Source organism: Corynebacterium lactis RW2-5 (assembly GCF_001274895.1).
In the GTDB taxonomy this organism is placed as follows: Bacteria; Actinomycetota; Actinomycetes; order Mycobacteriales; family Mycobacteriaceae; genus Corynebacterium; species Corynebacterium lactis.
The window spans coordinates 2,643,473-2,656,117 of record NZ_CP006841.1; the positions used below are offsets into that span (position 1 = coordinate 2,643,473).

The following is a 12,645-nucleotide window of genomic DNA, read 5'->3' on the forward strand; positions in this document are numbered from 1 at the left end:
AGCGAAGACGGCTTACGTCGACGATACGAACAGGCGGGAAGTCTCAACCGTAAACGTCCATTGGCAGCTGGGTGCTCCGCCCATCTGATATTGCAAGAAAGGAAACAGTGCCATTAGCGCATTTAACTCGCACCTAGAAGATCGCCCGGTAAAGGCGATCGACTGGAATACCATCCCCGACCAGACTGACCTCGACGTGTGGAACCGCCTCACCGGGAACTTCTGGCTACCTGAGAAGATTCCGCTGTCCAATGACATCGCCAGCTGGAACACACTCAACGAGTACGAACAGCAGACAACCATGCGGGTGTTCACCGGACTGACCATGCTCGACACCGTCCAATCAGGAGTCGGCGCCGTTGAGATTATGAATGATGCTGCCACAATGCACGAGGAAGCCGTCATGGCAAACATCGTGTTCATGGAGTCGGTGCATGCAAAGAGCTACTCCAACATTTTCATGACTCTGGCATCCACGCCTGAGATCAACGATGCCTTCCGATGGAGCGAAGAAAACGAGTACCTCCAGCGAAAGGGGAAGTTGATTCTTAAGTACTACGAGGGGGACGATCCACTAAAGCGCAAGATCGCCTCAGTCATGCTTGAGTCATTCCTGTTCTACAGCGGTTTCTATCTACCGCTGAAGTGGGCGAGCCTTGGAAAGCTCACCAACACCGCAGATATTATCCGCCTGATTATTCGCGATGAAGCCGTACACGGTTACTACATCGGGTACAAATACCAAGTTGCATCCGAAAGCGTGACACAACAAAGACGCCACGACCTCGAAACCTACGCAAACGACCTGCTGCTTGACTTGTACGATAACGAGGTCGAGTACACCCGCAGTCTTTACGACGAGCTGGGCTGGTCCGAAGAAGTCCTGCCCTACCTGAGGTACAACGCCAATAAGGCACTGTCGAACCTGGGCATGGCGCCGTTGTTCCCCAAGGACAGCGCTACAGTCCCGCCGGTCATCATGGCGTCGCTCAACCCGGGCGCTGATGAAAACCACGACTTCTTCAGCGGGTCGGGTTCCTCCTATGTCATCGGCAAAGCAGAGAATACGAGCGATGACGACTGGAGCTGGGAATAAGGTTTAGGGGCCGATGGATGGGCTTGCCCTTCCATCGGTGTGCTCCATTTCCATAAGTTCCGCACTACGCGCAATCCGGTCGAGCCTGTCCTTAATATCCGTGACCGTGGCGATGTTGTCATCGAACACGTCGAAAGGTGTGCCGTGGTCGGCGTAGGGGGAATCGAAAAGCTCGCTCATCGTTACGACGCCATTGAGTACCAGGCCTCGGATTAGCCGGTTCATGAAGTCCAATTGCACAGAGTTGAGCTTGGTGCCGTCGAGGAAGTCGGCGAATGCTTCGCGCGCTGCCGCCTCTTCCAGCCCCACCAGCCCGCGCACAAACCGCGGCAGCGACATGCCCAGCTGATCACGCAGGCCCGCCACGTCCGCAATTCCGGCGCTTGCGACTAGTTCCTCCAACGCCGCAATATCCACAGACGAGAGCGTTTTCGCCCGGCGGATTTTCTGCAGCACCAGTGCGTCGCCATGAGCCTCGATGACTTCGCGGATCTTGTCCTCCACCGAGCTGCCGGTCACCGTGGTGGAGGCGCCCGCGAGAGGCACGTCTACCATCCGCAGTTCGCCCAGCTCATCGGCCACGTCAATGACGACCTGGTTCCGCTTGCCCTTGTCCACGTACTGCACCAGGCCGCGCACGCCCCGGCGCAGCAGTTCCAGGTCATCCGGGGTAATGCCTTCCCACCACTCAGGGCTGACCGCCTGCTCCAGACGCTCGGATTGCTGCGCGATTGCCGGCACGTTCAGCTTCGTCAGCAGGTTATTGGCGATGTGCTGCACTCGCCCACGCTTGTTGTCGCTGATCTCCTTGCCCTCTGCGAGCGCCACCTGCATGGTGACAATCAGCAGGTCAAAGCGCTTGGCAAACTCATTCTCACCCGCGCTCTTAAAAGGCAGGTGCGCGAGCCGCTGCTCCATCTCAGCCAGGTCCGCCGAGGCCAGGTTGTCCCAGCTCGCTTCACGACGGTACTTTGCCAGCACCGGGCGATCCACCGGCCGGACCAGCGCACTTGTGTCCGGAACATCATCCAACTGCCGACGTAGGAGGGCTTTGGTGTCGTGGGCCAGGGGGCCGTCGGCAAGCGAATCGAGCATCCGCAGGCGCTGGGTGAAGAGGCGCTCGGACAGGGATTTTTGGCGGGAGCCTGCGGTTTCGGTGTAGGAAATCTCGCTGGTGAAATAGTCAAGGTTGCCGCAGTAGTCGAAGACGAAGAACTCGGTTTTGTGCTGCCCTGGGCCGAAGAGGTTCTCGCACAGGCGGGTGCCTCGGCCCATCATCTGCCAGAACTTGGTTTTGGAGTAGACGGGTTTGAAGAAGACAAGGTTGACCACGGAGGGCACGTCGATGCCGGTGTCGAGCATGTCCACGCTGATGGCGACGTCGATACTGCCGGGTTTGGTAGAGCCGAAGTTGTCGATCAGCGTTTGGGCGCGACTGTTGTCGTGGGTAATGACGGCACAATTAAGTACCGGGTTGATGTCAACGAGGTGGTCGAAGATGAGCTCCGCGTGTTTCTTGTTGCGGGCGAAGATGATGGTTTTGCCCAGGCGATCGGCGCCTTCGACCTTGATGCCGTTTTCCAGCACCTGGCGCAGCACCAGCTCGATGGTCGAGTGGTTGAAAAGCTTGGCATTGATCTCATCTGCGCTGGCGCCCTCGGGGGCTTCGATTGGGTTGCCGTCATCGTCGGTGCCCCAGTCGAGATCATCGAGCTGGAGTTTTTCTTCGTCGCTGAGTTCGTCGAAGTTGATTCCGCGACGCAGGATGAGCGTCTCGCCAGCATAGGGGCGGAAGGGCACAAGGTAGTTGTCCGCGACGGCTTCGGCCAGGCTGTACTCGCCGGTGGGTTTGCCGTCTTCGAGGTGGAAGAGGCTGTAGGTGTTGTGGTCGACTTCGTTACGCGGGGTGGCGGTAAGGCCAAACAGGAGAGAATCGAAGTATTCGAAGATGCGCTTGTAGCGGCGGTAGATACTGCGGTGGGCTTCGTCGACGATGATGAGGTCGAAGGCGTAGGGGCTGAATTCGGTGCCTAGCTGGGAGATAATGGTCTGGTACGTGCAGACGTACACGGACCCGATGCTGCCGGGGTTGTCGAGCAGGTTGACTACTCCGGACTCGCCGTAGAGGGCGTGGAAGTTCTTGGCAGCCTGGTTAACCAGTGCTTTCCGGTCAGCGAGGAAGAGCACGTTCTTCGCCCAGCGGGCCTGCTGCATCATTTTGGTCAGGGCGATGGCGGTGCGGGTTTTGCCGGTGCCGGTGGCCATGACTAGCAGTGAGTGGCGGTGCCCGGCTTCGAAGTGTTCGGTCACTGCGCGGATGGCTTTTTGCTGGTAGTTGCGCCCGGCGATCGACTGGTCGATGTCGGTTTCGCTTAACGGCGCGCGCAGGGTGCGGTTGTGGATGATGCGGTAGAGCTCGTCGGCGGTGGCGTAGCCCTCGACGCTGCGGGGTGGGTAGCCGTGGCCTCCGGGAAGGTTGGCGGCATCGTCCCAAAGCTTCACGACGTGCCCGTTAGCGTAGTAGATTAGCGGGCGCTGACCATACTGTTTTTCCAGGTCGTCGGCGTATTGGCGGGCCTGCTCGCAGGCGGCACTGGCCTCAATCGCGGGCTTCTTGGCCTCCACGACAGCCAGCGCTTTGCCGTCGCTGCCGTAGAGCACGTAGTCCGCGCGTCCCGACGGCAGCGTGACCTCGTAGCGCACATTCCCCGCCGCTGGGGTGAATCCGGCCTCCGCCAGCATGGGGTCGGTGATGTCCCGCCGGGTCTGGGCCTCGCTGATCGCGTAGCTTGCCGAGGTATCCACCTGCCCGGCGTTGCTCTGCGCCACGACGAGTTCCTGGCGGGCGTTTTCCAGGGCCTGCTCTAGCTGACGTTTGAGTTCTTCGTTGGCGGCCTGGAGCTCGTCGATGCGTGCTTGGCCTTCGAGGGCTTCGGCGCGGGCTTTGCGGAATTTTTCTTGCTCACGCAGGTGGGATTGGCGCTCTAAGAGACGCTGGGCGCGTTCCTTGGATAGCAGCAGCGCGGATTCCTTCGCGGCATTGTCGCGTGCGGCAAGTTCGGCGGTGAGTTTCTTTAGTTCCGCGTTTCGCTGTGCGTCAGTGGCGGTGTTGTGCTTTGGGGCTTCGAGGAGGATTGACTTGTCGAAGGGCGCTGCAGGGAGTGCCTTTTTGCCTTGGCCTGCGACGTTAGCAGCCGCCCAGGCGAGGAGATCGTAGAGGTGCGCGACCACGTTGATGGCTACTTCTGGCGCGAGGTACTTCGGATTGTGCGCCGCGAGGTTTCCGATTTTGCGGATTGCGTGGACCTTGGACTGGATGATGTCTGGCACGTTGCGTCGGAACTGCGGGCTGCGGGTGAGGTCGCTGAAGGTTCCCTGATCTGCAGGATCCGAGGGAGCCGTGCCGCCGAAGAAGGCGCCGATGTGGCGGACGACCTGCTCTGCGACGAAACGTGTCTGAACGGCTGCTGCTCGCGGGTTGGAGACTGCCGCTTCCTCCGCGTGTCGACAGTCCATGAGTAACGCGGGGAAGACGGCGCCGACGAAGCCGAAGTTGCTGGGCTTCGGCTGGCGGGCGTGGTTGGCCGAGGAACTGCCCGAAGCGGGCGTGCTGTCAGACGGCGTCGGAGGAGTCATCGGCGTCCTTTTGGTCAATCGGGTCAACGTCAACCATTGGTCGACGAGGCTATCTATTCAACAGGGTTTAGTTTAATCACCCAAAGGGATTCCACTGGTTGCGGTGTCGAATGAGTGTCCGAGGGATGTGAAGTTTTTGGCGGTGTCCCTTTCAGCGAGTAGAGGATCACATCCGAAACATACAATGTAATGATGCTGCACGCGTTTGTTGACGAGTCGGAGTCAAAAACCGACTATTACTTCCTCTCGGCTTTGATTCTCGACGACCAAGGTCTGTCTACACTCAACACGCGCTTGGCTAATTTGCTCGCGGAGGAGACTGTCTCAGATCACTTAGCGGGAGTTGAAGAGCTACATGGATATGAGATGATGCAACAGAAGGGCGACTGGAAAGGCGTTCCCTTTAGGCTCGCTACGAGCATTTATCGCAGGGCACTTACCATCACCAATGAATGCAGTCTTGCGCTCTACATCGAGGGAATCGACCGCAACCGGCTCTCCCGCAAGTACGACCGGCCGTACGATCCACGCGATCTTGCTATCAGCTACACGCTTGAAAGAATTAACGAGTTCAGCCAACGCAATGGGGATACAGCCAGCGTGTATCTTGATGATCATCACACGGCCGACGAAGCTAGGAAGAACTTCGTAGCCCAACAACAAAATGGCACTTTTGGTCTTAAGTCTTCGAAACTTGAGCAGATTCACTCTTTCGACTTCTTTGACTCAAAAGAGCATTGGGGCCTTCAAGCGGCTGATTTATGCACATACATCGCAAACCGTCATGTTGTTCAGCCATCTTCGAATCCGAAAGTCATTAAACTGCAGAACATTTTATGGTCGCAGCTAGAAGATGTTGTTTCCGCAGGTCGACTTCGTATATGGCCGTGAATCGCAAAATCCCGTAAGGCAAAGCCTTGACGGGATTTTGGAGATGCGGAGTTGCCTACAAGTGGACAATCTCTGCAACTCGGATTCTACGTTAGACACCCAGCCAACATCAACAGGGCTCACGTCTAAAACCGAGATGGCCCGGGCTGAAAAACTAGACCATCTGACTTGAGAGTGTCTTCCGTGACAGCCCCGGTTGGGGCAGGAAGACTGGAGAGCATGAAGAAGTTCTCGAAGCACACACCCGAACAAATCGTGGTGAAGCTCGACAAGGCCAGGTCCTTGAAGGAATCTGGCAGCACCGTGGCAGAGGTTTGCCGTGAGCTTGGCATCAGTGAGGCAACGTATCACCGGTGGCAGAGACAGTACGGCGACATGACTCGCAGTGAAGCACGGCGGTTCAAGGAGCTGCAGGAAGAAAACGAGAAGCTCAAGCGGTTGCTTGGGGAGGCTGAACTCGAAAAGTCGCTGCTTAGGGAGTTAGCAGAGGGAAAATTCTGACCCCGGCACGCAAGTACAAAGCGATTGACCATGCCCTATCGTTGGGGTACTCAGTGCGCTTGGCATGCCGCGTTGTCGGGGTTTCCCGCGGGGCGTACTACAACGCCCGACGCCACACAACCGGGCCTTCTGCCACCGACAAGCACGCCTCGTTGCGCAGCTGGTTGGTGACCTTCGCTGCATCCCATCGTCGCTGGGGCTACCGCCGCGCGTGGGTTAAGGCTCGTGAGGCCGGGTTTGACTGCGGCCGCGATGTCGTGCGCCGCATATGGCGCCAGGAGGGTCTGCGGGTGTTTCCACGCAAGGCTCCCAAGCGGCGGTGTCTGCCCCTATCCACCCCTCGGGTTGAGCCAGCTGCGTGTCCCGGTGATGTGTGGGCATTGGACTTCCAGTTCGACACTGACTACCACGGTAAGACGTTTAAGATCTGCAACGTCATCGATGAGTTCACACGTGAGCACGTGGGATTCGAGGTCGGGCGGTCTATTACCGCCGTGTCAGTCATTGAACTGTTGAGCAATCTTGCTGCCTCCAGCGGTGGCCGTCCGCGAGTGTTGCGCATGGATAACGGCCCTGAGTTCATCAGCCACGAGCTGAACAAGTGGGCGGACAAGGAGGGCACTGTTGAGGCGTTCATACCACCAGGAAGGCCATGGCACAACGGATTCGTGGAGTCGTTTCACAACCGCCTCCGCGATGAGCTACTCGAAGACGAGATGTTCGACGACCCGGCCCACGCCAGCCACTGCCTCAGGTTGTGGTCGAAGGGCTACAATACGTGTCATCCGCACTCAAGCTTGGGCTTTGTCCCGCCAGCGCAGTACGCCAAACAATGGCACCTAACCCAGGGAGGCCCTCAAGCCGCCCGGTCCTAGATTTCAGCCCGCTCCAATTCCAAACTGGAAAAAGAACGGCTGTTGCACTGTTCCTTTTGAACTCTTTGGACCGATTAGAGCTTCTCGAACAGATGTGGGTACCGGCGTTTCATTGCTGAACTCAGTTCTGGATCTACTAGCAGCGATACCAGCTGGGATAAAGCATCATCTGGATGATTCTCATCAGCTTGATTCAGGATTTCGGCGAGCTGAGCCTGGAAATTGTTATTGAGTTCCTTGATGTCTTGGAGGGTCTCGCGCCCGGCACGAGTGAGGGCGTGAAGAGTCGCCCGTTTGTCCTGGTTGGACTGAGAGGCAACAGTTAGGCCTTTGGCCGCCAGGGTTGCCAGCAGTCTGCTAGGGCTTCCCGATTCGCAAATCAAATATTCTCCGACTTCTCGAGTACTCATAGGGCCGTGCGCACCGACAATTTCGATAGCCTCAGCCTGCGAGCTGGTAACTCCAAGTTCAGATAGCTTGGCGTTGAGTTGGCGACCGCCTTGGCGTTGGAGAGCCAAAATGAGGTAGCGAAACTCTTCAGGATGTTCTGCGAGGGTATTCATAAAGGCGCTTATTTGTTGTCGAGGATGCGTGCGAGACGGTTGAGACGTTTGTCAGGGACAAGGGATGCCTCGTGGTCACCTATGACGGTGCAGAGAAATCCACGTTGAGTGACGGTGTGAGTAACTCTAGTACTACCTCCTTGAGGCTTAAGCGTGAAGGTGGAGTGTTCAACGAGCCCGGGGATAGTGATGCCGAACTCCAAACAGTGGTGGTTTGGTTGGGCATAAGTAAGGGTTCCTTTGAGAAGCTTTTGGACGGTAATGGGGTAGGCCCCATTGGGCCCTGCAGGGCCAACATGAGTAAAGGCCGGATTCCAAGTGGGGAGTTCTTCGACTTCAAGCAGCGCTTCAAGGATGCGTTCCGGGTGATGATTCAATATCGCAGTTGCAGCGGTTTTCGTTATATATGACACGTCATGAGGGTATCCCATCTTTGACGGCGACAATACACCAAACCACCATTAAACCCCTGTTAAATAGACCTTAACGCTCGAAATTTGACGAATCTAGTTCCCCGGTAGACAGATTACGGGAAACATGTATATATATTATTGACACACCATGCATGTTGTGTCATGTATATTGTTTCCCGAAAGGACAACTCATGGCTCACGCACTAACCACCAGTCCGTACCCCGGCGGCACTAAGACCATCAAGCGCCTCAACGCTGAGATGCAACTGTCCAGCATCGAATATGTTGTGTCCATCTCTTTCCCTTTTTCGAAGGCTCTGGAAGCTCACGAGCAGGCTGTCGAAAGCATTCGGCCGTCAGCCCCTCGAGGTGACGTACGTAGGCGGAAACTCAGCGAGGCCGTCGCAGTTTTGAACGGATCGAAGAAATAAAAGGGCACGAATCATGTTCATTTCTTTTGTACAGCGACACGCCAAGCTGGTAGCGCTGATTTGGGTGGTGCTATTTGCACTCGGAGGTCTTGGTGCAGCGCATCTCAACGATTCAGTGAAAGCTGGCGGATTCAACGACCAAAATGGTCAATCAATAGCGGGCCAAGATGTCAACCGTCAGGCATTTGGTGATGCCGAAAATGAATTGTCGGTAGTTCTTAAGTCAGACAAGGAAATCACCGATTCCACCCTGGATGCCGTCGAAGCCTCGATCAAGGACCTTCCAAACATCGATAAAATTGTCGACGGACGGCAGGTGCCACAATTGGTATCTGGTTCTAAGCAGACTCAGATTATCCAAGTGGGCGTGAGCGCGGACAATACCACTACTCAAAATATGGTGCCCGATTTACGCGACACTGTCTCCAAGGTCGTCGATGACACACAGGTAGAAAGCCATGTCACAGGCACTGCCGCCCTTGACTATGACCTCAACATCCAATCTCAGCAGGATGCACTTCATGCAGAAATGATTGCCTTCCCGCTTTTGATTTTCGTGCTGTTGATTATTTACCGAGCAATAGGCCCTACGCTGGTCACACTGACCATTGCAGGAGTCTGTTTGGTAGGCACTCAAGGCATGGGCACTGTGCTCTCGAAGTCTATGGATGTCTCAAATATGTACATCACCGGCGCCTCTCTCATTGGCCTGGCAGTGTCTGTTGATTATTGCCTGTTCCTCATCGCCCGGTACAAAGAGAACTTGCTCAATGAGCACAACAAACCAGAAGCGTTGCGTCTGGCAACACACACTGCAGGGCATGCAATTCGTTTTGGCGGGCTGAGTGTAATTGCGGCGCTGTGCGCACTGTTTATCGCCCGCAATATGGTGTTTTCCTCAATTGCACTAGCAGGCATCATCGTGACCACCATCGCACTATTGGCACTGTCAACCCTGGTCCCGGCAATGATCACGCTGCTAGGAGACAAGCTATTCTTCGGCAGGCTACCAGGCTTTCGAGACGTCGCCAGCTCGTACAACGAGAAGACGTCGGGCCTGCTAAAGATTGCGCTGACGAAGCCTGCACTCGTTGCGCTTGCTGTTGTTATTCCTCTGGTTGCATTTGCCACACCGCTTAGCGCGATTAAGTTGCAGGTCCCGGTGGCTAGCGCCTCAATCCTTCCAGAGAATATGGATAGTCGTGCGGGCATTGAGGCCATCGAATCCGAGCTTGATGCACGTGAGCTCTTTCCTACCTCCGTAACCTTCAAGGGAGCCGACGGCGAGTCTGTTACGAATGTTCAAACACGCGCCGCCGCGCTAGCCAATAAGTTGGATGAGATTACGACTGCTGATCAGGTACTAGCCCCCGGCACACCGCAAGCTGAATTCTCTCCATATCCGCTCACCGGTTCCAAAGACGGCGTGAACTATGCCCGCGTCATAATCACCTCCACCGGACTTCCGGATTCCGATGAAGCTCATGACATGATTCACGACATCACCGAGCTGACCAAGGACGATGCCGGCGTGTACGTCTCCGGTGCGACTGCGCAGGGCAGCGACTTTGATCGTCTCGTGGAAAAATCCATCCCCTGGATTATTGGTGTGGTGCTCGCTATTTCCTTGGCACTGCTGGGCTGGGCATTCCGCTCATGGCGCTTACCACTGCTGGCACTGCTCCTCAATGGGCTAGTGGTCTCTGCTGCGATGGGACTGCTCTCAGGGCTGTGGCGGGTATTTACTGGTGAGTCGATTAATTCCGTAACACCCATCGTTATCTTCGCCATTGTCTTTGGTCTGTCGATGGACTACATGGTCTTGATGGCCTCTCGCATGAAGGAAGAGTTTACCGCCGGCGCTGATCACACCCAGACCATTGCTCTCGGCGTGACGAAGACTTCCAGATTAGTAATTTCTGCAGCAATCATCATGATTGGTGTGTTTCTGTCATTCATGGTCGCCGAAATCAGCATCGTTCGCGAGCTCGGCCTTGGCTTGGCGATGGCCGTGGCAATGGATGCGCTGATTGTACGTCCCCTGCTGCTCCCGTCAGTATTGAAACTGCTGGGTTCTCGCGTGTGGGGATCTCCTCGAGCCGAGGCTGTGCCGCAATAGATGTAAAGGCTGTAGTCTTCTGCTGCCCCAAATGAAGGTCGGCGGAACCAGACGTGTTGGCTTAGCCTTAGTCAGCAAAACCGATAAAGGTCGATAGCAATCGGCGAATTCCCTCGAACCAAGCTTCCCACCCAACTTCCCACTCGACATAACACTGTGGGAAGTTAAGTGGGAAGTTAGGTGTTATGTTGGCCTCAAACCGGATTTACCTGCATTTTTACCCATCTTCCCCCCTGTATCATCCTGTAATTCCATCCCCCCCCACACTCAGCGAGAAGTTCCTTGCCCGGCAATCATCCGATAGCGCTGCTTCGGACTCCGCACAGGCTCAGTTCGCTCGACCAAACCTTCATCGATTAGCGCGTTGACAGCTTTCTGGACAGCGGTGCGACTCAACTGGGTTTTCTCCACGAGCTCAGTCGTCGAGGAAGAGGATTCCCCCTCCAGGATTGCCAGTACATGATCTCGCGCAGTCGTGTATCGCTCCTGCGTAGCAACTCGTCGCCGTCGGAAAATGATAGTGAAGCTGTCGAGCCGATTGATGTACTCAGGTTTGGGCATAAGCGCATCTTGTAAGGACTGGTTGATCGTCGCGATGCCCGTGCCACGGTTTTCGGCCACACGCCCTGCTTGTTTTCCCTCACTCGGCAGGGAGACTTCCTCCAAGAAGCTGGAAATCCGCTGGTTGCGGGTAGAGCTGACGCCCGGCTCGCCCAAGTGCCGGACCGTTACGCCTCCATACAAGCCACCGGGGCTCGTAATTTCGAGGCGATCGACAAACATATTGATTTGCACCTGGCTACCCTGCGCCGACGGCGAGTAATCGCGGTGCATCAGCGCGTTTACCAGTGCTTCGCGTACTGCAATCGGTGGATAGTCAGGGAGATCAGTCCGGAATTTTTCCCCGATCATGGCGCCGGTGCGCATGTTTCTCTTCACTATGTCGACGCCGGCGTCGACAAGCTCAGGAATGGTACCGGTCAGTGTCGCGCTGTCGAGAAGTCGCAGACCAGTGGTGATGGCGCCTTTGCTCGTGCCCGGAAAGAGCGCGAATGTCACGGTCAACCGTGGAAAGAACTCTTGGGGATAGTCACCCATCACTAACAGGGCAGCCAAGGTGGGGCTGTCATCCTTAGTAATTCGGAGCCGCCTTAGCGCTACTTCGCGTCCATCCTTGAAGGTCTTGGGGCGGCGCTGCTTTTGGGTTTGCAGATAGTCTTCGAGCGCGTCAGGGGCCAAGTCATCCACCGTGGCATCAACAACTGGCTCTTCATCCCATTTTGGCTGGGTGTGCTCTTCGATTAGCTTGTCAATTTCATAGTTAGAGAGTTTGGTATCCCCCTCCCCCGTCCGGATGTAGCTGCCGCCGTACCTCCCCTGGTCGGTCACATAGCAGGGCTTATCGACGGGACTGAACTCCTCGATTTCTGCGACGACAATGCTGGTTCCCTCGAAGGGAAGTATCGAAATTTCTGGCCTTACCGGTGGCGTTAGTTGGCCGCAGCGGGTCTCGAGGGCATCTTGATTCTTGAGTGCGTCGAATTTTTCAACGGGGATAAAGCCAGATTTTTCGTCGAGCCCGACGATGATTACCCCGCCACCGGCGTTGGCAAATGCACTGAGAGTCTCCCGAATAGACTTGCCGACGTTGCTTTTCACTTCGACAGACTGAATATCCGAACCCACCAAACGTAGGTTCGCGATGATTTCTTTCAGGTGACTTTGGTCCATGATGGCTCCGCCCAACAAGCTTCACACTCAACTTCCCACTTAACATAACACTGTGGGAAGTTAAGTGGGAAGTTAGGTGTTATGTTGTACCCAAACCGGTTTTACATGCACTTTTATCCGCTGAGGCACAGATTTCGAGCCCGACTCGACCACAGGATTCTCGGCCAATGCTCGCGACGCACCCAACGCGGCCAATCACCAAACATGGTTACGCCTTAAACATGTTCACAAAACGTGTCGAAATTTTCGCGATTCTTCGACACGTTTCCTGGATATGGTTACGCCGTAACCATATGTATTCATCACTCGTTATTGCTTCGAAGCTTCAACTTCGACACGAAAAAGACGGGTTAATAGACAACTCCCCCGAGCCTACGAGACTCAGGGGG

Annotated in this window: 9 protein-coding genes; 5 read left to right on the plus strand and 4 right to left on the minus strand. The window is 55.8% G+C overall.

The features are described 5' to 3' along the window. The first annotated feature begins 112 nt into the window (after positions 1–112). Positions 113–1,096 carry a class 1b ribonucleoside-diphosphate reductase subunit beta gene (nrdF, locus tag CLAC_RS11625; protein ID WP_053413054.1) on the plus strand — a complete coding sequence of 328 codons (984 nt, stop codon included), beginning with the start codon at positions 113–115 and terminating at the stop codon, positions 1,094–1,096. A 3-nt stretch (positions 1,097–1,099) separates the two neighbouring features. Here nrdF and CLAC_RS11630 read toward each other — a convergent pair whose 3' ends face one another. Continuing rightward, positions 1,100–4,732, minus strand: a complete 3,633-nt coding sequence (locus CLAC_RS11630) for a DEAD/DEAH box helicase family protein (RefSeq protein ID WP_082313419.1) — start codon at positions 4,730–4,732, stop codon at positions 1,100–1,102. Between the two features lie 189 nt (positions 4,733–4,921). Here CLAC_RS11630 and CLAC_RS11640 point away from each other — a divergent pair, with 189 nt between their 5' ends. After that, positions 4,922–5,623, plus strand: coding sequence for a DUF3800 domain-containing protein (locus CLAC_RS11640; protein WP_053413057.1), 702 nt, complete (start codon positions 4,922–4,924; stop codon positions 5,621–5,623). 219 nt (positions 5,624–5,842) lie between these two features. Beyond that, positions 5,843–6,999 (plus strand): IS3 family transposase gene (locus CLAC_RS11650; RefSeq protein ID WP_425388798.1). Its coding sequence is split into 2 segments (ribosomal slippage): positions 5,843–6,119 and positions 6,119–6,999, totalling 1,158 coding nucleotides; the frame shifts between segments, so codons are not numbered across the junction. A gap of 74 nt (positions 7,000–7,073) precedes the next feature. Here CLAC_RS11650 and CLAC_RS11655 read toward each other — a convergent pair. Both CLAC_RS11655 and CLAC_RS12515 read right to left on the minus strand, forming a co-directional pair. Then, positions 7,074–7,562, minus strand: a complete 489-nt coding sequence (locus CLAC_RS11655) for a MarR family winged helix-turn-helix transcriptional regulator (RefSeq protein ID WP_053413058.1) — start codon at positions 7,560–7,562, stop codon at positions 7,074–7,076. An 8-nt stretch (positions 7,563–7,570) separates the two neighbouring features. Then, on the minus strand, positions 7,571–7,993 hold the full coding sequence (locus CLAC_RS12515) for an SRPBCC family protein (RefSeq protein ID WP_082313421.1): 423 nt from the start codon (positions 7,991–7,993) through the stop codon (positions 7,571–7,573). 173 nt (positions 7,994–8,166) lie between these two features. On the opposite strand from CLAC_RS12515, the gene CLAC_RS11665 reads away from it, so the two are divergent. Both CLAC_RS11665 and CLAC_RS11670 read left to right on the plus strand, forming a co-directional pair. Next, entirely contained in the window at positions 8,167–8,406 is a 240-nt protein-coding gene (locus CLAC_RS11665; protein ID WP_053413060.1) for a hypothetical protein, read from the plus strand. A 13-nt stretch (positions 8,407–8,419) separates the two neighbouring features. Further along, positions 8,420–10,525 carry an MMPL family transporter gene (locus CLAC_RS11670; protein ID WP_053413061.1) on the plus strand — a complete coding sequence of 702 codons (2,106 nt, stop codon included), beginning with the start codon at positions 8,420–8,422 and terminating at the stop codon, positions 10,523–10,525. 267 nt (positions 10,526–10,792) lie between these two features. On the opposite strand, the gene CLAC_RS11675 is transcribed toward CLAC_RS11670, so the two are convergent. Then, positions 10,793–12,256, minus strand: coding sequence for an ATP-binding protein (locus CLAC_RS11675; RefSeq protein WP_053413062.1), 1,464 nt, complete (start codon positions 12,254–12,256; stop codon positions 10,793–10,795). Between the last annotated feature and the right edge of the window lie 389 nt (positions 12,257–12,645).